Annotated in this window: 23 protein-coding genes and 1 tRNA gene; 12 read left to right on the forward strand and 12 right to left on the reverse strand. The window is 58.7% G+C overall.

Features of this window, described 5'->3' with window-relative positions; genetic code table 11:
- Window positions 1-231 precede the first annotated feature (231 nt).
- The 3 genes from rpoD to AB6804_RS16330 all read left to right on the forward strand — a co-directional run bounded on the left by rpoD (window position 232) and on the right by AB6804_RS16330 (window position 3,618).
- Window positions 232-2,286: an RNA polymerase sigma factor RpoD gene (gene rpoD, locus AB6804_RS16320; protein WP_075583150.1), complete on the forward strand. Its 2,055-nt coding sequence runs from the start codon at window positions 232-234 to the stop codon at window positions 2,284-2,286.
- A 153-nt stretch (window positions 2,287-2,439) separates the two neighbouring features.
- Window positions 2,440-2,516, forward strand: a tRNA-Ile gene (locus tag AB6804_RS16325).
- 214 nt (window positions 2,517-2,730) lie between these two features.
- Window positions 2,731-3,618: a lipid A biosynthesis lauroyl acyltransferase gene (locus tag AB6804_RS16330; RefSeq protein WP_370887426.1), complete on the forward strand. Its 888-nt coding sequence runs from the start codon at window positions 2,731-2,733 to the stop codon at window positions 3,616-3,618.
- A 1-nt stretch (window position 3,619) separates the two neighbouring features.
- On the opposite strand, the gene AB6804_RS16335 is transcribed toward AB6804_RS16330, so the two are convergent.
- Both AB6804_RS16335 and AB6804_RS16340 read right to left on the reverse strand, forming a co-directional pair.
- On the reverse strand, window positions 3,620-4,354 hold the full coding sequence (locus tag AB6804_RS16335) for a tyrosine-type recombinase/integrase (RefSeq protein WP_370887303.1): 735 nt from the start codon (window positions 4,352-4,354) through the stop codon (window positions 3,620-3,622).
- Between the two features lie 38 nt (window positions 4,355-4,392).
- Complete coding sequence (locus AB6804_RS16340) at window positions 4,393-4,626, reverse strand: hypothetical protein (protein WP_370887304.1); 234 nt, start codon at window positions 4,624-4,626, stop codon at window positions 4,393-4,395.
- A 171-nt stretch (window positions 4,627-4,797) separates the two neighbouring features.
- On the opposite strand from AB6804_RS16340, the gene AB6804_RS16345 reads away from it, so the two are divergent.
- Window positions 4,798-5,205 carry a hypothetical protein gene (locus tag AB6804_RS16345; protein ID WP_370887305.1) on the forward strand — a complete coding sequence of 136 codons (408 nt, stop codon included), beginning with the start codon at window positions 4,798-4,800 and terminating at the stop codon, window positions 5,203-5,205.
- Window positions 5,141-6,337: a terminase large subunit domain-containing protein gene (locus AB6804_RS16350; RefSeq protein WP_370887306.1), complete on the forward strand. Its 1,197-nt coding sequence runs from the start codon at window positions 5,141-5,143 to the stop codon at window positions 6,335-6,337. Before AB6804_RS16345 ends, AB6804_RS16350 begins: the two co-directional genes overlap by 65 nt.
- Window positions 6,338-7,841: 1,504 nt before the next feature.
- On the opposite strand, the gene AB6804_RS16355 is transcribed toward AB6804_RS16350, so the two are convergent.
- Entirely contained in the window at window positions 7,842-8,507 is a 666-nt protein-coding gene (locus AB6804_RS16355) for a hypothetical protein (protein ID WP_370887307.1), read from the reverse strand.
- Between the two features lie 1,032 nt (window positions 8,508-9,539).
- On the opposite strand from AB6804_RS16355, the gene AB6804_RS16360 reads away from it, so the two are divergent.
- Together AB6804_RS16360 and AB6804_RS16365 are read left to right on the forward strand one after the other, a co-directional pair.
- Window positions 9,540-10,184 carry a hypothetical protein gene (locus AB6804_RS16360; protein WP_370887308.1) on the forward strand — a complete coding sequence of 215 codons (645 nt, stop codon included), beginning with the start codon at window positions 9,540-9,542 and terminating at the stop codon, window positions 10,182-10,184.
- 218 nt (window positions 10,185-10,402) lie between these two features.
- Complete coding sequence (locus AB6804_RS16365) at window positions 10,403-11,044, forward strand: hypothetical protein (protein ID WP_370887309.1); 642 nt, start codon at window positions 10,403-10,405, stop codon at window positions 11,042-11,044.
- 462 nt (window positions 11,045-11,506) lie between these two features.
- Here AB6804_RS16365 and AB6804_RS16370 read toward each other — a convergent pair whose 3' ends face one another.
- On the reverse strand, window positions 11,507-11,905 hold the full coding sequence (locus AB6804_RS16370) for a helix-turn-helix domain-containing protein (protein ID WP_370887310.1): 399 nt from the start codon (window positions 11,903-11,905) through the stop codon (window positions 11,507-11,509).
- 771 nt (window positions 11,906-12,676) lie between these two features.
- Here AB6804_RS16370 and AB6804_RS16375 point away from each other — a divergent pair.
- The 3 genes from AB6804_RS16375 (at window position 12,677) to AB6804_RS16385 (ending at window position 14,316) form a co-directional block, all read left to right on the forward strand.
- Window positions 12,677-12,817, forward strand: a complete 141-nt coding sequence (locus AB6804_RS16375) for a hypothetical protein (protein WP_370887311.1) — start codon at window positions 12,677-12,679, stop codon at window positions 12,815-12,817.
- A 401-nt stretch (window positions 12,818-13,218) separates the two neighbouring features.
- Window positions 13,219-13,833 carry a hypothetical protein gene (locus tag AB6804_RS16380; protein ID WP_370887312.1) on the forward strand — a complete coding sequence of 205 codons (615 nt, stop codon included), beginning with the start codon at window positions 13,219-13,221 and terminating at the stop codon, window positions 13,831-13,833.
- A 75-nt stretch (window positions 13,834-13,908) separates the two neighbouring features.
- The gene (locus tag AB6804_RS16385; RefSeq protein WP_370887313.1) at window positions 13,909-14,316 is read left to right on the forward strand and encodes a hypothetical protein; all 408 of its coding nucleotides are present in this window, start codon (window positions 13,909-13,911) and stop codon (window positions 14,314-14,316) included.
- On the opposite strand, the gene AB6804_RS16390 is transcribed toward AB6804_RS16385, so the two are convergent.
- Complete coding sequence (locus tag AB6804_RS16390; protein ID WP_370887314.1) at window positions 14,285-15,253, reverse strand: hypothetical protein; 969 nt, start codon at window positions 15,251-15,253, stop codon at window positions 14,285-14,287. The two genes, AB6804_RS16385 and AB6804_RS16390, sit on opposite strands and share 32 nt — an antisense overlap.
- A gap of 822 nt (window positions 15,254-16,075) precedes the next feature.
- Complete coding sequence (locus AB6804_RS16395) at window positions 16,076-16,330, reverse strand: hypothetical protein (RefSeq protein ID WP_370887315.1); 255 nt, start codon at window positions 16,328-16,330, stop codon at window positions 16,076-16,078.
- Between the two features lie 127 nt (window positions 16,331-16,457).
- Here AB6804_RS16395 and AB6804_RS16400 point away from each other — a divergent pair, with 127 nt between their 5' ends.
- The gene (locus tag AB6804_RS16400; protein ID WP_370887316.1) at window positions 16,458-17,258 is read left to right on the forward strand and encodes a hypothetical protein; all 801 of its coding nucleotides are present in this window, start codon (window positions 16,458-16,460) and stop codon (window positions 17,256-17,258) included.
- A gap of 575 nt (window positions 17,259-17,833) precedes the next feature.
- Here the strand turns inward: AB6804_RS16400 and AB6804_RS16405 are convergent.
- The 3 genes from AB6804_RS16405 to AB6804_RS16415 form a co-directional block, all read right to left on the reverse strand.
- The gene (locus AB6804_RS16405) at window positions 17,834-17,965 is read right to left on the reverse strand and encodes a hypothetical protein (protein WP_370887317.1); all 132 of its coding nucleotides are present in this window, start codon (window positions 17,963-17,965) and stop codon (window positions 17,834-17,836) included.
- 81 nt (window positions 17,966-18,046) lie between these two features.
- Window positions 18,047-18,952, reverse strand: a complete 906-nt coding sequence (locus tag AB6804_RS16410; RefSeq protein ID WP_370887318.1) for a C1 family peptidase — start codon at window positions 18,950-18,952, stop codon at window positions 18,047-18,049.
- A gap of 55 nt (window positions 18,953-19,007) precedes the next feature.
- On the reverse strand, window positions 19,008-19,883 hold the full coding sequence (locus AB6804_RS16415; RefSeq protein WP_370887319.1) for an ImmA/IrrE family metallo-endopeptidase: 876 nt from the start codon (window positions 19,881-19,883) through the stop codon (window positions 19,008-19,010).
- A 137-nt stretch (window positions 19,884-20,020) separates the two neighbouring features.
- Between AB6804_RS16415 and AB6804_RS16420 the strand changes: the two genes are divergently transcribed.
- Window positions 20,021-21,208, forward strand: coding sequence for a hypothetical protein (locus tag AB6804_RS16420; RefSeq protein ID WP_370887320.1), 1,188 nt, complete (start codon window positions 20,021-20,023; stop codon window positions 21,206-21,208).
- 262 nt (window positions 21,209-21,470) lie between these two features.
- Here the strand turns inward: AB6804_RS16420 and AB6804_RS16425 are convergent, their stop codons facing one another.
- The 3 genes from AB6804_RS16425 to AB6804_RS16435 all read right to left on the reverse strand — a co-directional run bounded on the left by AB6804_RS16425 (window position 21,471) and on the right by AB6804_RS16435 (window position 26,344).
- Window positions 21,471-22,889: a hypothetical protein gene (locus AB6804_RS16425; protein ID WP_370887321.1), complete on the reverse strand. Its 1,419-nt coding sequence runs from the start codon at window positions 22,887-22,889 to the stop codon at window positions 21,471-21,473.
- Window positions 22,890-23,162: 273 nt separating this feature from the next.
- A complete protein-coding gene (locus AB6804_RS16430; protein WP_370887322.1) occupies window positions 23,163-23,642 on the reverse strand; it encodes a toll/interleukin-1 receptor domain-containing protein in 480 nt (159 codons plus the stop codon).
- Window positions 23,643-25,036: 1,394 nt separating this feature from the next.
- Window positions 25,037-26,344 (reverse strand): TniQ family protein, encoded by a 1,308-nt coding sequence (locus tag AB6804_RS16435; RefSeq protein ID WP_370887323.1) that lies wholly within the window; start codon window positions 26,342-26,344, stop codon window positions 25,037-25,039.
- Window position 26,345 lies beyond the last annotated feature (1 nt).

Raw genomic sequence — 26,345 nt, forward strand, 5'->3', positions numbered from 1 at the left:
GTGCCGAGACACGCGGGAACGAGCGGATAAGCACGCCGACGAACAGACGGGCGCAAGCGAAGCGGCTGCTATTGCGGGTAGAGCGATTCACGATCGGGCGCAGTGCGTTCGAACCGCGATAGGGCTCCGGGCAGGGGCACGCGGCAGGTCAGCAGGAAGCGGCGTGCGCATTGGGTATTCACGGTTCAATCGGTTGCCGTCCGGCAGCCGCGAGTCGAGACTAGAGCCTGTATGGCGAACTCCATGACGAAAAAGCTGAACGATGTACCCGTCGAAGACGACGCAACGCAAAACGCAGAGCCGGCCGCCGCACCTGCGGCGAAGGTCGAGAAGGCCAGGGCTCGCGACCGCCGCGCAAAGGAGAAGGCGCTGCTGAAGGACGCGTTCGCGTCGAGCGCGCCCGGCACGGTCGAAGAGCTTGAAGAGCGCCGCTCCAAGCTGCGCGCGCTCATCAAGCTGGGCAAGGAGCGCGGCTTTCTCACGTACGCCGAGATCAACGATCACCTTCCGGACAACTTCACGGAGACCGAGGCGATCGAAGGCATCATCAGCACGTTCAACGACATGGGCGTGGCGGTGTACGAGCAGGCGCCCGATGCCGAGACGCTGCTTCTTAACGACAACGCACCGAATGCATCCTCCGACGATGAAGTCGAGGAAGAGGCCGAAGTCGCGCTGTCCACCGTCGATTCCGAATTCGGCCGCACGACCGATCCCGTGCGCATGTATATGCGCGAGATGGGCACGGTCGAGTTGCTGACGCGCGAGGGCGAAATCGAGATCGCGAAGCGCATCGAGGACGGCCTCAAGCATATGGTCATGGCGATTTCCGCCTGCCCGACGACCATCGCGGACATTCTCGCGATGGCCGAGCGCGTGCAGAACGAGGAAACGCGCGTGGACGAACTCGTCGACGGCCTCATCGATCCGAACGCGGAAGACACCGACGGCTTTTCCGAACAGGAAGCTGAGGCGATCGAGTCCGAGGAAGAGGAAACGGACGAGGAAAGCGACGAAGAAGAGGAAGAGGACGACGGCGCTGCGCAAGCCAGCGCCAACGCCGCTCAACTCGAGGCGCTCAAGCGCCAGTCGCTCGAGAAGTTCTCGCTGATTAGCGAGTGGTTCGAGAAGATGCGCCGCGCGTACGAGAAGGAAGGCTACAAGTCGAAGGCCTATCTGAAGGCGCAGGAGGCGATCCAGACCGAGCTGATGTCGATTCGCTTCACGGCGCGCACCGTCGAGCGCCTGTGCGACACGCTGCGCGCGCAGGTCGACGAAGTGCGTCAGGTCGAGCGGCAGATTCTGCATACGGTCGTCGACAAGTGCGGCATGCCGCGCGCCGAGTTCATCTCGCGTTTTCCGGGCAACGAGACGGATCTCGACTGGGCGGACAAGGTCGTTGCCGAAGGGCATGGGTATAGCGCCGTGCTCGAGCGCAATATTCCGGCCATTCGCGAACAGCAGCAGCGCCTGCTGGATTTGCAAGCACGCGTGGTGCTGCCGCTGAAGGATTTGAAGGAAACGAACCGTCAGATGGCGGCGGGCGAATTGAAGGCGCGGCAGGCGAAGCGGGAGATGACCGAGGCGAACTTGCGTCTCGTGATTTCGATCGCGAAGAAGTACACGAATCGCGGCTTGCAGTTCCTCGATCTGATTCAGGAAGGCAATATCGGCCTGATGAAGGCGGTGGACAAGTTCGAATATCGTCGCGGCTACAAGTTCTCGACGTACGCGACGTGGTGGATCCGGCAGGCCATTACGCGGTCTATTGCAGATCAGGCGCGCACCATCCGCATTCCGGTTCATATGATCGAAACGATCAACAAGATGAACCGCATTTCGCGGCAGATTCTGCAGGAGACCGGTCTGGAGCCGGATCCGGCGACGCTTGCCGAGAAGATGGAGATGCCGGAGGACAAGATCCGCAAGATCATGAAGATTGCGAAGGAGCCGATTTCGATGGAGACGCCGATCGGCGACGACGACGACTCGCATCTCGGCGATTTCATCGAAGACAACAACACGGTCGCGCCGGCGGATGCGGCGTTGCACGCGAGCATGCGCGATGTGGTGAAGGACGTGCTGGACTCGCTGACACCGCGCGAGGCGAAGGTGCTGCGGATGCGATTTGGCATCGAGATGAGCACGGATCACACGCTGGAGGAAGTCGGCAAGCAGTTCGACGTGACGCGCGAGCGGATTCGGCAGATCGAGGCGAAGGCGTTGCGCAAGCTGCGCCATCCGAGTCGGTCGGACAAGCTGAAATCGTTCCTCGAAGGCAGTTGATGCGTTCGGCGGGCTTGTATTGAGAGACGTTGTAAGGCAAACTCGCAGACCTTCGAGAGTCGCCTTGCGCATCGTTCTGAAGCATCAGAAAGCGCCGCTGCGGCGCTTTCTTTTTGTCTCTTTTTGCTTGCTGCGCTTGTATGCGCTGTCTCAGGGCCGGAAGCTTAACTGGTATAAGCTGTCGACTCATAATCGACCGACAGTGGGTTCGAGTCCCACCCGGCCCACCAATATTCCTCCGTAAAATCAAAGATTTAGAGAAATTTAACGCGTTTCAGGGACGTGCCAGGGACAATTTTGAATTCGGAATCCTAAACTGACGGTTAGCTTTCGGTGAAGGTATGTTGCTTTTTCACGATCGAGCCGGTGGACGGCGATGCCGGTCCGGTCAAGCTAACAGGTAGGGTTGCAGTGAATTCCAGTCAAGATGGGCGCGTGCCTCTGCTGAAGCAATGCGTCGGGCAACTCGGCTTGGCTCTGATAGTGGGGCTGCTGCGGTTTTTCGCGGTGCTGCCCTACGCGTGGGTTGCCCGCCTGGGTCACGCGGTGGGCACGGTGCTGTATGCGATTCCGAGTTCCCGAAAACATATCGCGCTGGTGAATCTGCGCCTGTGCTTTCCGGACAAGCATGCGCGTGAGTACGATGACCTGGCGCGAGCACACTTTCAACACGTCATTCGAAGCTATTTCGAACGGGGTATCCAGTGGTTTGGCAGCGAGCAGTCGCTAAACAAGCTGGTGCGTATTGAAAGCCGCATCGACCTGGACGCCCAAGACGCGGGGCCGACGATTTTTCTGGGCTTTCACTTTGTGAGTATTGAGGTGGGGTGCATTCTCTACTCCACGCGTTTGCCGGCGGCGTCCTTGTACACGCGCATGTCGAACGAGCGGCTGTGCGAACTGGCTCGGCGGCAGCGCGGGAGATTTGGCGCGCAGATGATTGAACGCTCGACGAGTGCGAGAAAGATCGTGGGATTGCTGCGCTCGGGCATCCCCGTGATGCTGGCGGCGGACATGGACCACGGCATCGAGAACTCCGTGTTCGTGCCGTTTTTCGGCGTTCCCACCTGTACGCTCACCTCGGTCTCGCGCCTGGCGAAACTGGCCGGAGCGAGGGTCGTGCCGTTCGTCACGCAGGTGCTGCCCGATTACCAGGGCTATCAACTGACGGTGTACGAACCGCTCAGCGAGTTTCCCTCAGACAGCGATACGCTCGATGCAAGTCGAATCAACGCGTTTCTTGAGACGCTGATCCGGCAGTGCCCCGAGCAATATTATTGGGTGCATCGGCGTTTCAAGAATCGCCCAGCGGGAGAGCCTGGGGTGTACTGATTCAGCGTGAGCTTGCCACCGACATGCCCAGCGCCGACTCCAGCCGCGCCATCTCGAGGTCGTTTTGGTTGCCGTCGATCCACTTGGTGTAGATGCGCAGGAACATCTCCACCGTGTGGCCGAGTTGCTTGGCGCAGAACGCGGGCGTCATGCCGGCCATCAGCATGCTGGTGGCATAGCTGTGGCGCATGTTGTAGGGGCGCCGGTAGCGGATGCCGAGCCGCTTCAGGATGCGCGACCAGTAAACGCGCAGGAACGCCTCCTCGCTGTGCCAGGGGCGGCCGTACCGCGGGTCCTGGAACACGCGCCCGCCCGCGAGCCCTGTGACCGCACGTTGGCGCTGTAACGCGGCGCGTGAGCGGCTATTGAGCCGCACCAGCCGCGCTTCGGCCGTCTTGGTGCGATCCTTCTCCTCCCCGCCGACCAGCACGCGCTCGATCGAGACCGCGTCGCCGTAGAGATCCACGTAGCGCCATTCGAGTCCGTTGAGCTCGGAGGTGCGCAGCCCCGTCCAGAACCAGAATTCGATGTAGTTGTGAATCTGCGGATCGACCTTCGCTGCTTCGGCGATGATCGCCTCCGACTCGGCGCGCGAGAACGTATCGGCAGGCTGGCGCTGGTGCTTGGCGCGCGGCACGGCTTCGGCGAGGTTGGTGGACAGCAGTTTGTCGGTGACGGCGAGTGTGAACGCCTGACGCAGCACGGAGACGTAGTTGTTGATGGTCTTGCCACTCAAGTCGACTTGGTGGAGGTGGTTCCTGCGGGCCTCAGCCCCTAGGCGAGCCGGTGGGTGATGTGCGCGACGTACGCCTTCAGGGCTTCGCCGATGGTGAAGCCGTTGTGCAAGGGCGCGATCTCTTTGAGAGCCACGCGAAAGGCACTCGCGTGCTCGCACGAGGAAAAGCCGAGCAGCATGGCGATGCACTCGCGCCCGCTGTCGGACAGTTGTTCATAGAGGTGTTGCGGCGCAGTCGCTGCGCCGACTTGATCATTGACCATGGTGTTCATTTCGGTGGTTCCGTGTTGGGTTGAGGCGGGGAGCATTACCGCTCTGACGCAACGCGAAAGCGAGTCGTTTATGTGGTCATTTGCATCTGTGCGATCGGTGCAACGGCCGCGAGCGAATCTGTCGTGAACCGTTGACCGGGAAGCGATGCCCACCCTCGGGAAGGACGGTCCATGCCACGCAGCGCCTTTACCCCCGCTGCGGCGCAGCGCCAGCTGGTGCTCAAGCTCGCGGCATGCGGGACCTCGGTGGCGGAGATCTGTGCGCTGGTGACGGGCGCGCGTGGCCGTCCGGTGACCGAAGAGACACTGCGCCGCCACTTCGCGCAGGAACTCACTGAAGGCGCGGTGCGCGCCAACAGCAACGTCGCGCAGTCGCTCTACAACAAGGCGACCGGCGGCGACACGATCGCGGCGATCTTCTGGCTAAAGTGCCGCGCGCACTGGAAGGAGACGGCACAGGCGGTCGAGGTCACCGGGGCCAACGGCGGGCCGCTACGTGTGCAGTCGATGAGCGATGCCGAACTCGAAACCATCGTCACCCGAGGACGGCAGTCGCATCAGTTCCGCCGATTGCGTTGACGCCATCAGCGTCGAGAAGGCAGCGGCCGAACTGCTTACGCGGCGCCGTGCTCGGTCGGATATCGTCGAGTATGCGAATGCGATCGAAGTGCCGGGCCGTCCGGTTGGAGGGGACGCCGGCGATGACGCGGACGCCGACGACTGCGATGAGTTCGAGCCGATCGCAAGGCCGCTGGCCGCGCATCATCGGCTGATCATGGAGCGTGTGGAGGCGACCAGCCGCACGCCGCACGGACGGCTGATGATCTTCACGCCCCCAGGCAGCGGGAAGAGTACGTATGCCTCGGTCGTCTTTCCGTCGTGGTATCTGGGCGCGGCGCCCGAGCGCAGACTGATCCTCGCGAGCTATGGCGATGCACTCGCGAGCCGTATGGGCCGGCGCACGCGCTCGATCGTGCGACAAGCCCGCTGGCAACGCATGTGGAACACGGAACTGGCCGCCGACTCTCATGCGGCGCACGCGTTTGCGCTTAACAACGGCAGCGAATATCTCGCGTGCGGCATTCTCTCCGGGGTCACCGGCAACCGTTGTGGCGGGCTTTTGATCGACGATCCCGTGCGCGGACGCGAGCAGGCCGACTCGGAAGTCGTACGCGACAAGGTGTTCGACGCCTATGAGGACGATCTGAAGACCCGCCTGGTGCCCGGTGGCTGGATCGTGCTGATCCAAACGCGCTGGCACGAGGACGATCTGGCGGGCCGCATCTTGCCCGAGGGCTGGCACGGCGAGAGCGGGCGCATCGCCTGCCGGGACGGCAATACATGGGACGTACTGTGCTTGCAGGCTCGCTGCGAGACCGACACCGATCCGCTCGGCCGTGAAAAGGGCGACTACCTGTGGCCCGAGTGGTTCGACCGCAAGCACTGGGCGCAGTATGAATCGAACCCGCGCACCTGGGCGTCGCTGTATCAGCAGATGCCGGCGCCGCCCGAGGGCGATCTGTTCAAGCCCGAGCGCATCGCGGTAGTCGACATCGTCCCGACGACCTACATCGAGTGGGTGCGCGGCTGGGACTTGGCGAGTGTCGAAGGAGATGGTGACTGGACGGCGGGCGCGAAGCTTGGGCGGCTCATCGATGGGAAGCGCAGGGATCGGAAATCGTGCGCGGTTCGTGGTGCAGGCAATGTTTAATTGAGGACGAGTTCGGTCCGCGAGCCACCGAGAGCCATTTCTATCAGGATGGCCTCGAACGCTTGCAATCAGCCGCGCGCCGTCACAACGGCGAATGTCTTGCCACCGAGTACACCGGTTCGCACGACCGTTACCGCTTCCGCTGTGCGGCGGGCCATGAGTGGACACAGTCGGCCAGCCCGATCTGGCTGGGGCACTGGTGCGGCCGATGCGTGAAGACGGCACAGCGCACGTCGATTGAGATGTTGCAGGCGTTGGCCGAATCGCGCGGCGGGAAGTGTCTGTCGACGCAGACGGAAGCGGTAGGTGTTAAGCTCACTTGGGAATGCCGTTTGGGGCATGTGTGGCAGACCACGCCGGCGGTCATTAAGCAGGGATCGTGGTGTCCCAACTGCGCGAACCTTGAAAGGTCAAAGAAGCGGCGCCAGCGCCAGCGGTGGGACGTCGAGGGCTAGCAGGGCAAGCCGGACAGCCGCCGCCATGCGACGTCCATTCGGTTGGTACGCGCGGGTCCGGAACGCAGCCGGGGACAATTCCGGGGACAGTCGAGGGGCATGGAGGGGCATACAGGGGCATGGCCCTTCGACATATCAAACACTTAGTGCCCCTGTGTGCCCCTACATGCCCCAATGGCTGGGTTCGAGTCCCACCCGGCCCACCATGCATTTCTTAGCCTTATCAAACGCTTATTGTGCCGTTAAGCATAAAATGGCCACTTGGACACCTTATGCTTTATTGTCCGTTGGGCCAAGTTATGCTTTATTCGCAGCCTCACACCGCCGCGTAGGGCACCGGCCTGCCTGACCCTCCCGCGTGACACCTCCAGGTCCCCTTCGCGCGGTTGTAGTGTGTCTGCGGCGCCCGCCCGCTCGGGCAAGGTCGCCAAAATTGTACGGTCCGCCGCGATACTCGTGAATTGATGCCCGGATTCCGCGGTCCACATACCGAAAACTTAAACGTGGCTCTCTCCATCGGTGGTAGCCATCGCCGGCACGACATTTTCGGTGACCCTGCTCTCAGGCTCCATGAGCCGCAACCCGCCGGCAGCGAATGTTCTTCTCTGTGCTGCCGATCCCGCTCTTCCTTCTCTGACGGCTTCAGAAGCCTCCAACCCTCGCCGCGCTACTCTCGGTCTCCCTCACCGCCTTTCAAATGGCCTGTGGCGCCGTTTCGACTGCACCAATCGCATACTTCTCCAATATCCGCGAGCTGAACCGGTCTGCGAGCAAGACGTGGCCATGATTTTCCTGCCTCGATGCCGACGGCCTGAGCTTTCGACTTTCTTATTATCCGCTCCGCGGCACTGTTGCGATCTCGCCTTCGCACACGGAACCCAAAGGCCTGCGAAAGGCTTTTCCACGGTGCTGACTTGTCGGAGAGCGGAGCCCCAGCTCTCAGCAGCGCGGTGCCCCAAGCTCTCAGCAGCGCGGTGCCCCAAGCTCTCAGCAGCGCGGTGCCCGGGCCACTCCGTAATCGCAAGTGCCAACCTCTTTGCCAGCGGCTTTTAAATCAAATGGTCGTCGGCCCAATCAGTCGGACCGGTTTCTTTCCAGGAATCGGGAACCTGTTGAGGGAGGCATTCTGTTTCAGTATCAAAAAAGAGAAGGTCTTGACCAGCTCCTTTCCACGAACTGCGAAACTCGTATGGCAGGCACTCCACTTCTCCAACGAAACATAGAGCGCCTTGAGTGCCCATTGAGATGAATGCCTCGGCGTTACGATATTGGTCGTAGAACGCATCGTCCGCATAGCAACGCGCACGCTCATCCCATTCATTAAAATCGTTTTGCAATTTTCTGGCGACTTTCGACCCGAAAGGAACGGCTTGCAACCCGTATCGCAGCAGTTCGAAGAACGGGGGCGGCGTGTTCGGAGTCGCCATCTCCTGGTCGTGACCGACCATCTCAGCCAATTTAGCGAGGAACGACAGATACCCGTTTTCCGCGCAATTTACGTCGAAGTAAAATGCTTCTCCCCATGAGTAGACCGCACCGATTTCAAGTCCTGCGCTGAGTTGCGGATATTCAGCTAGTCCTTCGAAACGGATGAGTTCTTCGCGTCGCTTACCGGATTGTGGGTCGAACAGTGCTGTAACTGGTATCCCCGCGTTCGCGCGCTTCTTAAGACCGCAATAGGTAACGTAATATCCAAGAAAAAACTGGTCCGTCATGCCGCACTCCAAAAAATGCCTATAAATTGTTTTGAGAATTCGGCGCCCACAGATGATTTCGAAGCGTCGAACAAATCTGGTTGAAGTGGCCTGCTGAGACGGCCAATCTATAGTTGAACTTTATCATACAATTCTCTTTGTTTTCAATGGGTTGCGCGAATTTTGTTAATAATGAAAATTACCTACTAAATGAATGTAATTTTTTGATTTCCAGGTCTTAATGCGCCCGGGCCCATTCCAAAAGGTCGGGCTTTTTCGCGCGACGCAGCCGTGCTTACAGATGCTTTTGGCGACCATCGGAGGCAGCGAGGGACGCTCCCCCCAATTTTTTGCAACGCCTGCTCGGAGAACGTCGGGGACGGCCATCTGACCATCTCGCCGATGCACTACGAGCAACTTCATGAGAACCAAAACGACTGCATCACCAGCGAGTTGCCCACCGCCGGCCGGCGTCGTGGTCGAAATAGGCGACCCGCCGACCGGCCGTGGACAACGCGCGGCGCCGCCTAAACCGGAGGGAACCCGCCATCAAGTTCGCGCGAGCATTGTCAGTCGCCATCGCACCGGGAGGATCACGTCGTGCGCGCAGCCCGCTTCCACATCGACCATCCGGTTCGCTCGACATTGCGATCTGCGTCTGGGAGCAAGGCATTGCGGCGAACCAAGCGACGTGAAGGCGAGGTTAGGGTAAACACCTAGATTGAAAAATCATATTCCATTTCCGGCCGCTTTTTTGTTTTTCCCGAAATCACTCGCCTTTACTTGAGTTGGACGCTCTTTTCAATGCCCCACTTCGGCTCTAGAATGCACTCATTCAAATGCCTGACCGGGAAACGAGGCGCGGGGTTAAGGTAGAAAAGTACGTTGGCTTAAATTCGTCTTTTTCGTTTGTTCAACGCCATTAATTTAATCAAGCGACGAGGTACCTGTTTTGCTCTGAATATATTTGATCTCTTGCGCCGGGCACCTATTCGAGCATTCCGGCGTGGTCTCGACGAACTGTCGATTAATCAATTGATTTGGAGTGCAACAATGTACATGGAAGGATGTTTCCTCGTTTACCCGAAAGTCGAAAAGATTGAGGGGCCGTATTCAGAAGGTTCTAGCGATTTCAAGGAGATGGTAGTGGTCGCACCGCCCGATTATCCTAAGTTGGCTGACGGGCTAGAAATCGGCGCCATCTACAAGGCGGTGTTGCGACCCGACGGGAGCAATAGCGCAGTATTGCACGGCATCTCCTCGCGTGAGCAATATCGCGACTGGTGTGAGAAGTTGGTCAGCTTGGTCACGAACGGCAAAAAGCTGCGAGAAAGACCAAAAGACGAGGTCGAATGGTCGAATAAGCTTTCAGAACTCGTCCAAGATAAGGACAACTATCCGGAAACCGACGGGCGTGGACCCTTCTGGGAGATGCTCCGTTATGCCATCCGCGGGATGACTTTCGGGCCGGTCGTCTGCAAGAAGCTGGATGCGGATTTTCACAAATGGAAGCTGAAGGCCTCCGTCTTGGGCAATTCGGATTTCGTTCAGATGTACAATTTTATGTGGTCCACCTTCCGCTTGGTCGGTGACGCAGGGATGGTTATACATCCATGTTACTGGGATGAAGACACGGAGCCAAAGCTCGGAGTAGAAACGATTAAGCTACTTCGCGGTGACGAGTACGTCGACATTTGAATCTTGATTACGTAGGGAAACGCTCAGGCGAACGCAATGCAACGTTCGCCAATTCCAACTGTAATCGCAAACTTTTTTGCGTCCACCGTAATCGGAACGGATAGGAATTGGTTGTGCTCTGAACTTACTTGATCTCGTGCGTCCAGCGCTGTGCCGTGCTTTTTGCGCGTGCTTTCGGCGCGACCGCCGATATCGCAAACCATTCGGAGCATAAATATATGAGTAAGCCCGCGTATTTCGAGGTCAATCCGCTGGTACGGAAAGTAGAGCCACCGTATTATCCTGCCGAGATAATGTGTCCAGGAAGCCCATGGAATGTTTCAACGCACATGGTTGTAGTCGCGCCTCCTGATTATCCCCAGCTCGCTGAAGGACTTGAAATCGGTGCGCTCTATGAGGTGGTGAGGAACCCTGGGGGTACAACCAGTGGTCATTTCTTTCTCGACAACTATTATTTCGAAGGGTGTGAGAAGTTGGCTGCTCTCATTACGGGCGGCGAGCGACTTGCAGAACACCCGAGTCGGATGGTCGACTGGTCGATCCAACTGTCGGAGTTGGTAGTCGACGAAACCAAATATCCGGAAAGCGAGGGTCGTGGGCCGTTCTGGGAACTGCTCCGCTATGGTCTCCGCGGTATGACCTTCGGTCCGGCCGTTTGCAGAAAGCTCGTCGCCGACTTCGAGAAGTGGTACATCGACGCTTGGGCACTAGGTGACCTGAGTTTTACGACTGGTATGTTTTCATGCAAGACTGCTTCGAAACTGCGAACGGTACCGGTATGGTCGTTTATCCGCAGACGTGGTGGGACAAGAAGGGAGATTTCTGGTAACCGAAGCTCGGGCAAGAGACCGTTGAGCTGATTGATGGCCCCCGGAAAATATGGAGTTGCGATTTCAATGACGATGACGCAATCTAATCTGTAAGCAAGCGAGCGCGAGCACATGCTGCTGCGCTCGCTATTTTTTTTCAGGCTAGCGATCCGGGCCGGCCGTCGCGGACTGCCCGACTGCAGAACTGGTCTTTTGGTCCGTGACTCTCCGCCACCGTTGCAACGTTTGCTCGGAAAGTTGCTCTGCGTGCGCAAACCGCTGCCGCTCAACTTCCGCGCAAATGTTGGCGCCCTGATTCTCCGGCGGTGCCATTGACACTGACGAAAAAGAAAACCCGCCATCGCAGGCGGGCAAAATAAGAGGGCGGGTGCGATCCAAGCGCCCGACAGAAGTTTCCTCTGCGACACGGTTCTCTACAAGCGTCGCGGTGAAATGCTGAATTTCGCGATCGACGACAACTCTCGCGTCCTGCCCCGTGGGCCACAGTCGACCTTATTCTTCTTCGCCTGCCGAAGCTTGGTAGGCCCTCATCGCAGCCTGCTGGTCGGCTTGATACCCCAGCACCGATGCCTTCAACACGAAACAGTTGTTTCCCGCTTTGTGGTGAAGCTTAAGCTTTCCCTGTTCGATCAGCTTTGCGACGTGCGGAGGGGACACGAATAGCAGCCTCGCCGCGTCGGCGGTGGACATGAAATCGTCGGCATCAGCGCGACGCGCAAAGTGCTGACTCAGAACCTCGTTGAGTATCGCTTCCATGCCGTCCAGAAGTTCAGGTCGAACATCGGCTGGTAAACGGGGGCCCAGATTCCGAACCAACTCTTCCAGGCGCTTCCGAGCGAGTGCCATCGTGTCTGCCTCTGCTGGCGTCGCAATATTCGCGCTTGTCGACATCGTGGCTCACCAGTGATACGTATCCGATCGAGTGTAGACCATCGGCGAAAACAAGGAAGCGAAGCTGCCTGTGATCCGGCAACGAAGAAATAAGCAACGCCTCGACTTACTGCGCGGACCCGTATGAGTCGCGGCGCAATTCCGCGCGGACGTCGCGGTGAGGCGCGGTCCTGCTGTGATTCCCGTTACAGCTTTTGCTGCGCAAACGGCCGCCGTCGCGCCGATGAGGCTATCTCGAAGCGTAGCAGGCGCTAATCGCCGGCCGGATTCGATAGGGCGCGTCCACGCACGCCGACGATTGATGGCAAGGATGCTCGACAGGCGGTTCGAGCGACGAACCGATTGACGAGGTCGCGAATCTCGTTCTTCCGGATGGACAGGAACGAATCGAACCATCCACCACCTGGCTGCCAACCATCTACCCGAAAGCGGCGCCCACCTCGCCGTAGCCTGGGCGACTCCTGAATCGGGCATCCAGGGTGCAGCGCCGACACCGCATTCGCCACTGTTCGCGACCGGGCAGCGCCGCGACACGACGCCCACGCCTGCCACAGCGCAATTCCCCGCGTCCACGCTCGCTTCTATCAACCAGCAACCCGAACCGGCCATCGGGTCAACTGAAGGAAAGCGGATGTCCGCCGCGCGGTGCGGTCGCTAAATCCGTCGGGATCAGCGACGAACTCAACGGTGATTTTTCGCGGTCGCTTGTTAGTCCCATGTCGCCGCCTCAAGCCGAGCCGCCACGCACGGTATCGCAGGTACGTCGCCGCGATGCGCGGCTGGCTCGAAAGCGAAGTCGGACGTTGCCTGAACCGGCTGGTCGCGGCACGTGCACCGGCCGAGCTCGTGCTGGAGCGGCTGGACTTTCGCGCTCCGGGCCTGAGCCGCCGGCTCAACAGGCTGTTCACATGAAGTTCCGAATCCTCAAGTTCGTCGTGATTCGCGCCGATAACAGAGCTATGGCGCGGAATTTTCGAGCGACTTCGGAAGTACATGAATCGCGCGCCGAAAAGGGTGGCTGTCGAGTGAGTAACCAGGTTGTGTCGACACCGCGACCTCTATCGGCGGTGCAACGACGATCCCGGTTCGCTGAAAGTCAGCGCCAGGCGGCCGAATGTCGCGAATGCGCGAAATTTTGTGTGATCGCACCATCTCCCGTGACCGTCATGCGTGCATGGACGCTCTATACGACAGTGTGGCCCCTTCGTGCTTCACCAGTTCGCGAGGACAGAAGAGATGGGACCCGCACCGGGGTGCGATCGACGCGCCAGAGAGAAGTATTGGATTGTTGATGATTTTGCAGGAGAAGGAAAATGACTAAGCTGAGCGAATCCCAGACGGACCTCGTCGCGACGGGCCAACTTTTGCCGCTGCGATCGTTGGGCAACAGGCCGAAGCATACTCGCGGAATGCCCGATGACACGCCCGTTCTGGTGTTTCCAGTGGCGCCGTATGAAGCTCATCTGTTTTCCAAGGTGGCAGACAGTGCTTGCTTTGGATGTGGACATGTCCCGCTTGTCGACGGAAACTTCATGACCATGCGTTATCAGATGGATGATTTGCAAGTCAATTGGGTTGCCCAGATGACGGACCCAGAGGTTTGGTCGGCTATTGAGTCTTGGAAGCGCGTCGGAAAGGTTGTTGTTCTTTTTGCCATCCATGAAGCCGATGGTAGCCGGCGCGGTCTCATCGGTAGCGTCGACGTTGAGAATCATAGGCTAGCCAAGGAGACGTTCCGGTATCCCGAACAGGCCCCGACGGTGCACGCGTGGCATCAGATGGCATCGCTTGTACGCCTTGGGCTTCTCCAGCTGGGAGCGACAAGCGATATTGACGGCGTGCCGCTTCGACATGTGCTGACGGGCGTTCTTGTCACCGAGCGTCTCGAGGCAGTTATAGGCGAGACGGCGCCGCTCGTAACCACCTAAGGGCAGAAAGCAATACTCTTCAAAAGCGCGGCCGTGGCCGCGCTTTTTTCTTGTGCTCTCGACGGAGCCTTGGCCATGCGAGATGTGATTGAAGTCGCCCGGTTTGCCGAAGGGCACTGGACCGAGCAGCCCGTACTGGTGCTCACGCATTGGCGTGGCCTGAGCAGGGATCTCGGCATTTCGCCGGACACTGAGCACTTGGAGCCGGAGAGCGCCGCCGCGCAAGGTGTGTGCTTTGGGGTGGAGGCGGGCATCCAAGGAGTGAACCTGCGGCGCATGTCTGCAGTTAGCGAGCTCCGCCTCGCGAAAAGGACCTGCGTCGACGCCTCCAATTACAGCGACAGAACCGGCTCGACGATCTGTTCTGTTGACGACGGGGCATCGCGTCCATGGCTGCATCGGTGGGAGTCGGACCTGAACAAACGTCTGAAGCTGCCTTTTTTGCAATGCTTCACGCTTGCGCCGGCCTTATCCTCTGGCTGATTCTGACGCTAGGTCGCTTTCCTTCAGTGCGGATTACTTGCCAGCCATTCCACACGACGGCTTCGAGATCCAGACCCCGCGTGGGTAAGCACATCACAGTTTGGAATTGATTCGACGGGTCCAGAAAGTGTCGAGAGTAGAATTCAAAGAAACCTTCGAATATCAAGCTGGGCACTTCGTCGAGAATTAAAAGTGTCGGACAGTATTTCCCTGAAAGCCTTGCCGCGGCAGTAATTAGTTCAATAATCACGCGCTCAATTTCTCGGGAGCTGAGAGAGCGCAATGCAAGACCAGGGTGTGTCCCGTGAAGGTCACATGTCAGGACATTGGAGCCATCTTCGCTCGGTTCAAAGCGAAGATTTGAAACTTCGGCATGAGCGAAGCTGTTGACTTCGCTCAACAGCGAACGAACAGTTTTCTCTGGGAGCTTCAATGCGTCGGAGAGCATCGCTAAATCGTCGTCGATTGAAAAATTAGGTCTTGAAGGCCTGAATAAGTTGAAACCTATCGGCACGAAGGCGACGGATTTTTGGTCGATGGAATATTTTGTGCCTTCACTGTCACATATGAACTGTAGTGTCTGAAGCTTGGGGTTGAGCAGTGAAAGCCTCACCTCAAGGGGTTGGTCCGACCATTCCTCCCAGCGTTTCAGAATGCGTCGGTCAAAGAACCCGGCGATCCACTCTGTAAGTGCAGTCTTGCCTGTCTCGTTCGGTCCATAAAGAAGATTTAGCTTCGCCAGCTGCACGGTTTGGGGTGATGTAAATAGCGGTCCACGCAGAATCGTCAATTCATGCAACCATCCGACAGGCGGATAAAGTCCCTCATGTTCGAGTAACACGCGAGCCTCGTGTAACGCTTTGTAGCTGAGCAAGGTTTCCGGCGAATAGGCCACGCCGCTGTTGTTATCAACCGCTTTGGCATGAACGCCGCACAACCATATCCCATTGCTTGCGCTGCTAAGCTCTGACGCCGATAGGCCGCCTTGTCCTCGCGGTCCAGCTGCAGACGCGGAATAAATGTGAGCGGCGTAACCCGTTTGCGACGTGGTGTTGTGAGTTGGTCCCGGGCCCGCCGTCCTTCGATTACATCCAGGAAAGCTGCATACATATCCGGCATTCCGTTCGATTGTCTTCCGAACGGCGGCAGTGAAATTCTCTCGCGTCATGCTCTTGTCGATCTTGTTTGATATGCCTTTCCTATCTATCGAGAGCGCTCGCAAATCTCGATGGTAGGAAATAATAGCGTAGAGCACGTGGAACGTGGGCGACTGCACTTAACCAACACGCCGCCGGCGCGAGCTTACTAAAGTTGGCCGGCAAAGCGTCGAGTGACGATCCGTTTTCTTGCCTAACCAAGCAGGACGGACGTTTCGACGTTGTCAGTGAACGTTGCTTGTTGGCCGAACCGAGCTGCACGGCCTTCCTTTTCCTGAACTCGAGTCTCGCCGCGCCGACCCAGCGCAGCATGTGGTTCTCCGCCACCCTGGAGATGTTGAAGCGCGGATGCGCAGCGATCCTCCAAGCGGCAAATATGGGTGCGCCGAAATCCGTGGCTCGCTGCGCGGAGTTTCGGATACGAAGCGGATACTCTCGGTTTCAGCGCAAGGTCGGCGGTGTCGCGTCGTCACGGCGCAAAACCCAACTCGCGCGAACTGTCGCACCGACCGGCCACGACCGGCTTGAAGCAGATATGCCGGGACGTGGAGGGTGGAGGGTCCTGCCCGGCGGTGTTTATGCCGACAGTCCCGCCGCTTCAATCAGACACTCGCCAGTACACGATTCATCTCGCGCTCGGTCAAAAATGCCATGTAAACCTTCTTGGGCAGCGCCACACGTTCGAGTTCGGGCAAATTCCTGAGCAGTGGTATGTCGCCTCCTTCAGTGAGCAGATTGATCCGTCCGCGCGCAAAACACACCTTGACTTCTTCGACCGAGCAAGACTTCGAGAGCGCCTTAATGGCGTTGATGTTGCCGTCACGTTTGATACGCGCGGCCCATGAGTCTTTCGACATCGTGATTCTCCGTATAGCCTGCCGCGGCATTGCAGTAGGTTTGACAAAGCATGCCTCCAGCTCACCGGCGTAGCGATGTCTGCTAAAGTGAAGGCATTTGCTAAACCATTGATTGGCGAAATCTGACATGCTCTCCGTACGAATTTGTCCCGACTTGCACGCGCGGCTGAAAAGAGCAGCGCATCAGCGCGGCGTGTCGATCACCACGGTGGTGGAAGGTCTGATTGAAGAGAATCTGCTTGAGGACGTCACGGCGCAGTTGAAGTTCGACAGCCTACAAGCAATGGCGCATGCGCAAAAGGGTGAACTCCAAATGCTTGAGAGCGTCGTGTTAGCCGCCACCGAACCAGGAAATAAAAAGGACTCGGCGTCTCTTTTGATCAGACTCCGAGACACGATTCAGCGAAACCGCCAAGCCAGGACTCGCACGCAAAAGGAGATCAAGGCGAGCCGCGAGGCGCACGCGCAGATGCGCGACTCACCGCCGCCCAGAAAGCGCGACGCTTCTGTGTTCGACGGACTTGGAGCCGCAGACACGGCGGGCGTTGAGCTCTCGCAACTACCGTTGCCAGAGCGGCGCCGTCTACGTTTGCGCGCTGCCTTGGGCCGATGCCCGAAGGGAACTCGAACCCGCCTTGCCGCTGCGCTTGGAGTATCGCCCTCCTTTTTCAGCCAAATGCTATCGAGCCCCAGCAGTCCAGGCGCACGTCCCGTCAACGAGAAGCGGGCTCGCAGCTTGGAGGTTGAGCTTGGATTGCCCGAGCGGGCGCTCGATGCTATCGAGCCTCAGGCGGCGATCGTTGACATTCAAAGAGCGCTCCTCGACCTTGAATCGGTCCTGCGCGAGGTCAAGCCGCATGCCGCCAGGTCACCACGAAAGCGTCGCCGACCACTGCGTGAGCAATCTCCCCCGTCCTTGCCGTATTGACATAGGACCCGCGAGAGCGCTTCATGGCCGCGACTTCACTAGGCAAAAGGAAGTGTTCCGTAACCGGACGCCTTTGCATCGCCTGACTACGTCTATGCTGTTTTAGAGGAATGCAGCGCGTACTGCGAAGGCCGAGAGGCTACATTTAGGAGAGCGTACATGGCAGAGCATGGTTTCTCTCGTGGGAAGCGGGATGGTTCAATTGCAGGCCACGAGCGATATTCCGGGAATGCCCCCGCGGCATGTGTCGGCCAACGTGTTGCTTACCAAGCGACTCCAAACGGTAGTTCCAAAGGCGATTGGCATAGCAGGCGCTAATCGCCGCCGGCGTTCGAGAAGACCGCGTTCACACGTCCGAAAGTGAACGCGGTTGTCCATGCTGGAAGCAAGCCGGTCAATCTGCCGCTGCACGCCTAGTCCCCATTTCACTTCGCTCCAAGCATCCGGGCGTCGACTGCGAAGGTCAACCGGCGCAGCGTTGGCTCCTTCGGCGTGGAAGTAGCGACCGACCTCACTCAAGCCTTCGCTGCTTCCCCAGCCGCCTAGAGCCGCAGTGTGAGGCACTCGCCTCAGACCTACTCAATACACTGTTCGCGATCGATCATGGTCACCGGATCGGTCGGCAGTGGCGTTCCCGTTACGCCAATAATGCCCCACGCATATCCCGCGACCAGAACGAGCACCATCTGAGACGCGAGCGTGAACATGCGAAGATGCCACTGTAAAAACCAGCATTTCACGGCCGGCGCATCACGAACCTCGTTCAGCGTCTGTCTCCGCGCATCAGGTCAGTCGACGAAACCCGTGGTTTGGTAGACAACCCAAAAATCTCCCGTCCAGTCGGAGTTCTGGAAGTAGTCGTAGTCCATGTCGAAGTAGCCATGGTCGTTCGCGCTTGGTCCGCTGGAATTGCGGATGCGGAACGTTCTTTTGGACTGATCGTAACCAGTGGCCAAGACCGCGTGTCCCATGATCGGAGTCAGCTGATCTGGTCTAGGCTTGTGCAGCACCTTGGTGGATTTATCAAAGGGGCCATAGATCCGGAATCCGAAAGCGAATGGGTAACCGCTGGCGATGCAACTTTCAAGGACGGCAATGTCCCTGCTCAACGGTTCATAGGAGATAGTGCGGTACTTGCCCGCCTTCTGTAAGAGGTTTGAAGGCGGCGCTTGTATCGCGCGGGCGTTTGGGGGAAAGAGGTGGGTGCGCGGGTCGCCCGGTACATTGTCGTAAGGCCAGTCACTTTCGGGGCAGACTCCAACATTGGCCACAGACGCGATGGCGTCCCGCAGCTGTCCACCAGCATCCAGTGTTAGGCTTCCCTCAGTTTTACGTTGCTGATAATAAATGAATAGGCGGGAGGGCGTGAAGTCGTCAGGCTTTTTGTGAACTCGCCTCGCATACTGAACGGCCGCTGCTATCGCATTGGCGGTGCAAGTTCCCATATCGCCCTGGTCATAAGCGGGGGGAAACTTTCCGGAAAGGTCGGCCGACGCCGGCCGCGGTCCTGGATTGGCGAACTGAGGCGTAACGAGCAAGCGGTCGCGCGGATCTGGACGGTCGGGAATCCAACCGCCAGGTAGAGATTGTGGAGTACCCGAAGTGCCGCCCTGCACGGTCCTCGTTAAGCCCACGCCAGCAGCGACGGCCAAACCCGCAGCCAGGACCGTGCGCCGATCGATGAAACGCGCCATATCCTTCTCCTAGACTTGGCTGCGGTGATCGCAAGATTCTTACACCGCCGCACCGTTATTTGAAAACAGCAGCCGCGCTTTCCGGCTGCCCCTGTTCGTTGAGGACGACGACGCGAAGAAGGACTTGCTTCGCCTCTTTCGAGTAAAAGCCGTGAGCCTTTGGATCGCGGGAAAGGTATAGTAACCGGGCGAAGCGAACGACATAGACAGGGTGAGTACCGCTCAACGTCACCGGAATCTGGTCATTGTCGGCAATGACCAGCCCCGGCCCAAGCGGGACTCGAGAGCACGAGGCCGCATTCGTATAGCCCGGACAGGGACACGGGGCTGGAAAAGTTTTCGGACACAGGCTCTTTCTAACCGCCCCGCTTGCAAGGTCGACGATCGTGCCATACTCCAAATCCCGCTCCTGGGGCTTGACGTAGCGGTCAATCAGTTGGACGGCAAATTCGTCCGCGCGCAATTCGATCTTGTATTGAAGGTAGTGGAACACCGAAAAGCCATTTTCGGTGCCGTGATACGCCGCAGATTTGTCACCATGAACGATGTGGCCGAGCTCATGAGCGAGGACGAGTTGCAGGATATGTTCGCGCACCTTAGCCCTTTGGGTCTCGCTGTACACCCGGGCGTAGGCGTCGAGGTCGTCAATCAGATCGTCAAGCAACCTGAGGTCACAGCGAATCGTTCGGGTCGATGAGTCGGCTCTGCAGTTGCTATAGATACCGGGCACGGGGCCTATCCGCGAGTCCCCGACGACGATAGCAATTGGTGTCTTTACTGTGACTTTGGAGGTTTCCCGCGGGAGGTCGTCAAATGTCTGGATTACATAGCGTCCAACCGCTGGCCGGAACTGGTCCATGACGATGGTGACGAGATGTCGTGCGTCGGCAGGGGAAATGGCGTCAGCGGCCACCGCCTGATCTGCGGCCATCACGGCTATAGCCTGGACTGCCGTGGCGCAGAAGAAGAGCAACCTGAGGTATCGCAACACATCAGACCTTGGAATAAGGGGCCGCATCGTCTACTCTACTGTGCCAATACCAATGCTATCTGACAAGGGGTGAAGCGATGGCACTTTGGAAATCTTGGCAAGCGACCGTCGCGTTGGCTCTTGCAGGGTGCGGAACGATCCCCGACGTGACGATAAACTACTACTATCCCCGTGCAAAGACGCAGTTCGCGGTTACGCAGACCATCGGATGCAGCCCAAAAGTGACTGGCAAGCATCGGATTATTCGTTCGGTGATCTCCGTGGCACCGTCCACTACCAATAGCGCGGACGTCGATTGGAAAAATCCGGACGGTTCCACCCATCAGGGGCAACTTCGCTATCGTGCTTTTCATGGCAGTTTTAGCGACGCCGATGCGACAGTGACCTTGACGCCCGATGGGCGCTTGGCGAGCATCAATGCAACCAGTACCGGCCAAGCCGACACGATCATCAAAGACGTGATTACAGTGGCCGGCGCCGTCGCGCTCCTTGGGGTGCCGCCTGCCGGTCCATTCGTCGAGACTGTCGAGGACCAGGCATGTGACCAGGTTGACAAGTATTCGGCGATCGTGGCGGAGGCAGGAGCAAAGAACGCAGCGCTTCTGACGCTGACGTTCAACGCGCTCATCACCTATACCGCCGTAACCGGTGCGGATCCGGTCTTTGCGATCGATAATGCGATTTCGCCTGGCTATGACGAACAACTCGGGAATCAGACCAGCATCAATTTCGTGCCCGATGTGGCCAGCAAGCCGGCGTACGACGCTTTGAAGCAGGTTCTTGGCGACCGGATGACGACTATGCTGAAAGTGACTTCGACCAAGGAAAATCTGCGGGTCATGAATTCCACCGCGCCGACAACTGTGGCGCCGGCGGACGGATTCCCGCTTGAGCTCAACAAGGTCGCGTTATTGAACCTCGAGATTGACGGTCATGCGGGCGACATGCTTCAGTCTAGCCAGATCTGGGGCGGTGTCGTGCCGGTTCCGATGCGCGAAACCTATCAAGTCCCAATTCCCTCGCCGGCAGCGTTCGGGAAGACCGCATTCGGCATCGGACTTTCGGACTTCGGCTCAATCACTTCTCTGCATTACGGAGAGACCAACGGCGCTCCGGATGCCACTGACGCCGTGGGTCAGATCGCTAAGGCATTGCAGCCGAAGACACCCGAGGACAAGGCCAACGCCTTGAAGGGACAAGCCGACCTGATCGCCCAACAGCAGCGGCTCATCGGATGCCAAGTATCGCCCACAACTTGCAAGTGATCAGGGATGCAACTACGCGCCTTATCCGGAAGGAATCAAGCGGTTGAGAACTGGCCAAGACCGTCGCGGCGTCTAAAGTGGCGGGTCGGTTTTCGCGGACGGACCTCGGTCTCGCCCGCCAGCGCACGTCTGGAAGCTTCTTCTCGGTCACCGTGGAAACGGTGCGCTTGTGCATCCCTCATGTCGCACCTTCATGCGAAACCACGGATCCTCAGTTGCTGCCTAATGCACGTGCGCGACCGGTGCCTGACCAGCCGCCGCCTCAAATCGCTGGGAGAAGAAGCGAGTCTTTCGGTTCCTGACTCTCGGCCAATTTTTCCAGTGCCTGCTCGAAGACCCGATCGGCGTTCGCGAACCGCAGGCGCTCGCTTTCGAAAATCGCTTGGATGTCTTCCCTCGTCAAGACCAGCACCCCCGTCTCCGCCGCCGCGCGAAGGTCTGCCTTTACTTCGTCTCGAGTCATTGCCGTGACGATGATCGGCAAAACGCGAACGTGTTGCAGGCCAGACGTAGCGAGCATCTTCCGCAATGCCACTTCGCGAGCGCTCAATTTCGACAACTTGCTCTCGGCTCGGAGCAGCCCGAGCGTGCATTCGACGACAACAAAATCGCCCCGCGGGCTGACTGCCAGAATGTCGAAAGAGTCGCGCGTCTTCGGGCTCATCCCGAAGCTGACGGGCGCGAATCCTAAACCCCACAACACCCAAGCGACGGCCGACTCGAAGTCGTCTGCCGCTTTGCCTCTCGGGGGAAGTTCTGGAAGCAAATATCCCCGCAACAAGGTCCCGGTCTGATCCACGCTCGAAAGGACCGCCGCGCGCGCGTTTTGATAAGTCTGCGGATCGGCGAACCAGCGTAGGTGATGAGCGTGCCCGGCGTACGAAGCGATGCACTGAATCACTGCGCCGCGCGGCACCTCCAGTGAGAACTGACCAACGACGTCGCCTGACCGTTCGCTCCAATCGAGCTGGTTGCCGTCGACCGATCCGCGATTGACCACGATTCCCTTGTCCAGAACTCGATACCCCAGTCGCGCGTTCGCACAGTCGAGGTCTGGCGCCAGCCAAAGCCCCAAAGCAGCATTTCCATCTTTGACGCTCGATCCGACCCAGACCTCAGCTGCGGCGTGTGCGACCACTTCGAGCATCGTCTGCGTGTTTGGGGCGGCGCCGAGGCCGTATTCGACGCTTAGCTCAGTTAGCGAGTCGAAAGGCCGCGCGGCGGCTTTAAGCATCCAGTCTGTTTGCGGCTGCGGGGCGAGCTTATCCCGTCTGCCTCCGCACAGCGTCAAAACCGCGAGCCGATTTCCCTTCGTGAGTCCCTCGTGATGAAGAAGATCTGGCGGTCCAACGGAGATGTTCTGATTGTCGTCGGTATGAAGGACGAGCTTGCCCTCGGGGATTGTGAAGCCGTCGGACGAGGCGATTTCTTCAATGGCTCGGACGAAAGCCGAACTTCCGCCGGATAGTTCTAGCTCGCCCGCAATAAGATCGCCGACCTCGAACAAAGCCTTGGTCGGAGTACGGAAAACCGAGGACAGATACATGCGCGCAGCAAGAATGACGCGAGCGTCGCCGCGTTTGACGGCTACGAAGCTCAGTCTCGCTTTGGAATATGCGGACGTCCACGGCTCAATCGCCTCGAAGAAGGCAGCGATCATGTTTTCGACGTGCTGGTTCACAGGTTCTCCAGGTGGAGCGGCAGCTAGATTAACGGCGTTTCTACGAGCATGTAGGGAAGGGGCGGGAGCAGGGTCGTCGCGCGCGACACCTGCAGTCCCTGGCTGCCAGTGCAGAGCACCCCGCGTTCAGACGAACTCGCGGTGAACTCGTTGCTTGAACCTCGCGATGGCCCCCGACCAAGCGGCCGCCTTGCGATTTTGTTACGACGGTCACACAAACGTCAGGGTGCCAAAGCAGTCCATCTGGATGGCGGACCTGTGCGGACAATGAAGCTAGGGCGTGACAAGCTCGGCAAGCTTGGCCGCGACGTCCGCCATCGACTCTTCGGCAGTGCTCAGGCCGCTTCGTGATCCAAGCAGCGGGCTGACATCGCGGAGAGCGTCATACGTCGTCTCGTGCACGATGGGAACGAGCAGGTCACGCGCTAGGAGTGCCGAAAGCTCTTTGTCGGCGATGCCCTCTCCCCGGACGCGCTTCAGCAGCGCAGGGGTCACCAGGACGATCCCGACTCTCGACTTCGCCAGTCCCTTGTCAATTTCACGGAGCAACGACGTGCCAAGGGCGACGTCCTTCTCGCTGAACCAGACCGAGACCCCGCGCGATTCGAGCAGATCATGCAGATCCTTGGCGGCCCCTTTCCGGTCGTCCCACGCATGGCAGAGAAAGACGTCCCGTAGATCGGGCACGGACGCTCGCTTCTCAACGTTTTCGCGGACCGGAGTGAGCGTACGCACCTCGGCAGGCGTGTACATAACTGACGAACCTGTTCGCGACCAGCGCGGCCTTACGCTGGTGCCGGACCCGCCGACGCTGCTCCGGCTTCCCCCGCTGCTCCCCGACGATGAGTAGGGTGGCGAGTAGGAAGAGGGCGAATATGAGTATGACCGGTAGCCGCCATAGCGGCTACTACATGCGGGGCAGGCCGCTGCCCCGCTCGCTGTGCGATGGCCCTGTGCTGGTGCGGTGCATCTAGCCATGACTTAATCCTTCCATCTGTATCCGCTTGTTCAAGTAGAGGGTTAACAGCCGTTGGTACCGAATGCCATCGAGTCTTTCCGGCCCTACCGCAGAGCGGTGCGGAATAGGGCTGGAAATGCAGAGAAGATGCGCGACGACGCCTACTTTTTCGGCTTGCCCGCGCCGTTGTGAGCGGGGCGGTCCATCGTGTAGCTTTGTCCTGCCTTCGGCGTAGGCGGCATCGGCTTGCCTTTCACCGCCGTTCGTTCTTGCCCGGTCTTACCGCCTCGTGGGCCAACGACTCCATATTCGCCAGATCGCGGCGCAATTTGGCCGGGTTTTAGTTTCTCTGCCATTGCTTAACACTCCTAACCACATGCGACGGCTTGACCCAGCGGATCGCCGGTTTGCTGTCGCGCACTTCCCAAGAATCAGTCGCCTACTCAGCAACATCTCGGCGGCTGGCCAGTGGCGTCACCCCGTACTTCTTACTACCCGTGTAGCCACGAGGCAAACTATACCACAAGCGAACCGTCTAATGTTTGAATTTGCACAAAATAAGGGAGGAGTGGGGGCGAGAAACACAAGATCTTGTGTGCATGCCACCCTTGATCACCACTCCCAGATTATCTGACCCTTTTATTCCGGGTCGCCGGTGCGGTTGACCGATGACGACCGGATCTGGCTTTGGCGCATCCACCGCGTCGGCGGGCATAAAAGAAAAGCGGCTTGCGCTCGCGAGGGCGTGTGCTCGCGCGCATCAGCGACCAAGGCACGATGTTTGCGATATCGCGGCCGAATGCGGCGCGAGCCAGCCGTCGCCGGCCGGCGGCCACACAAACAGGGGAAGCTACTTCTCGAAAGCTGGGCCGAACCGCCAACTCGACCCTGGCGGGCCTTGCCGAAAGTCACCAACAAATTGTCCGCTGCCCAGGCCTCCGCGAGGCAAGGTCACAACAATTGTGCGGTCTCGGCTCTACCGCGTTCGTTGGCGAGCAAATTCAGCGGGATCCGCGCCGAAAGGTTGATCGCGACGCTTCCGGATAGGCCCCAGCCGGCGCAGCCAGACATTTTTGGTGACCTTCGCAAGGGCGCCGACCTGCCAAAGGGCGGCGTATACGCGCCAGCAGCGCGAGTCAGCGGCCTATCGGGAGAGCGACATCCGAGCAGAGTGACTCGGCCGAAAAGCTCAAGCGTTTCCTGTATATTCCTGCAGTATGTCGTAGACACCGGTCAGCCCAGATAAATCTTCTTTAGACACATGGGCGATGATTTCGCGAAGATTCAACGTCTTCCCCTTAGCGGCAACCTCTGGGTAGATCCGCTCGATAATCTTTCTTGTTTTTTTCCGACTTTCCGCGCTAAGCTGCTGTCTGTGTTGATTCCAGCGTAGAGCCAGGACGCGCGCTTCCTCATTGGCGTGAACATATAGCTGGCGGACGCCAACATCTAGGCTTCGCGCCGCTTCGCTAACACTGACGACGACGGCAGATGAGTCATTTAATGCAGCTAGTTGCGCGCGAATCCGGTCCCAATCGTGAACTTTGCGCGGCGCTCGCTTTTTTACTTCAGGAAAGAGGGAGTCCAAATCATGAATGTTGGCGTACGCATCGGGCCAGTCGGTGGGGTTGCCGGCCAGCAGCTGTGGAAGTGTCAATCCGGTTTGTGAGGCGATGCGCAAAAGAGCGGACAGTCTAGGCGTGCCTCCCTCAGAAAGCCAGTAGTGAACATTGGTTTTCGGAAGGCCAATGCGTCGAGCGAATTTCGCGCTTTTCCCGTCGTCCAACCGCTGGACCAGCTCGCGGATGCCGTCGAGCAAGGCAGCCAGTGACGGCCTTGATGTCAAGCTGTATTGCACAGAGAGCGTGGCGCCGAGCTGGCCCGCAATCCAAATTTCTGCGGACGTGGCCGGTTCCGAATCACCAGCCCCAAGAAAGCCCCCACAAGAAGTACACCACCCTGGTACGACATAAATGGAATTGTGCCGAGTGTTGGCGCGGCCACAGTCGGGGCACGCATGCACGAGCCGCGTTTTGTGTTTAGAGCATGCACTTACGACACCGACATCCCACGACAGCCGAAAGTAGGGCGTAGCGCCTGCCGCTCGGTCATCGGCAAGGCAATGCGGGCACCACTGCGCCGACGTAGCCCGAGCACCTTGCTCTGCGATGACGTCGCGCCACGGAAGCAGTGTCAGCGAAGCCAGATTCTCGACGCTGGTCAGCTTCGAAAGTGCGCACACCCAGTCGTGTGCCGTATCGGACATTCCGCTCAGATTAATTGCATGCCATCTCCAGCCGTCCGGGAGGCGCCACTGCATGCCTCTTTCAACGGTGTGTCCAAGTTTGGTCGCTGAAATGCAGTGCGACAGGGCGAGCCGACAGAAATAGCTGACCATGCTCTCCACTTCCGGCGTTCCGACGCCGATCGGTGCGACGGGATTGAGCAGCGAGCGTGGGATTAACAGTTCTTCATTCATGTTTTGCTGACGTTTCATT

The sequence above is a fragment of the Caballeronia sp. RCC_10 genome (assembly GCF_041360715.1).
Classification (GTDB): Bacteria; Pseudomonadota; Gammaproteobacteria; order Burkholderiales; family Burkholderiaceae; genus Caballeronia; species Caballeronia grimmiae.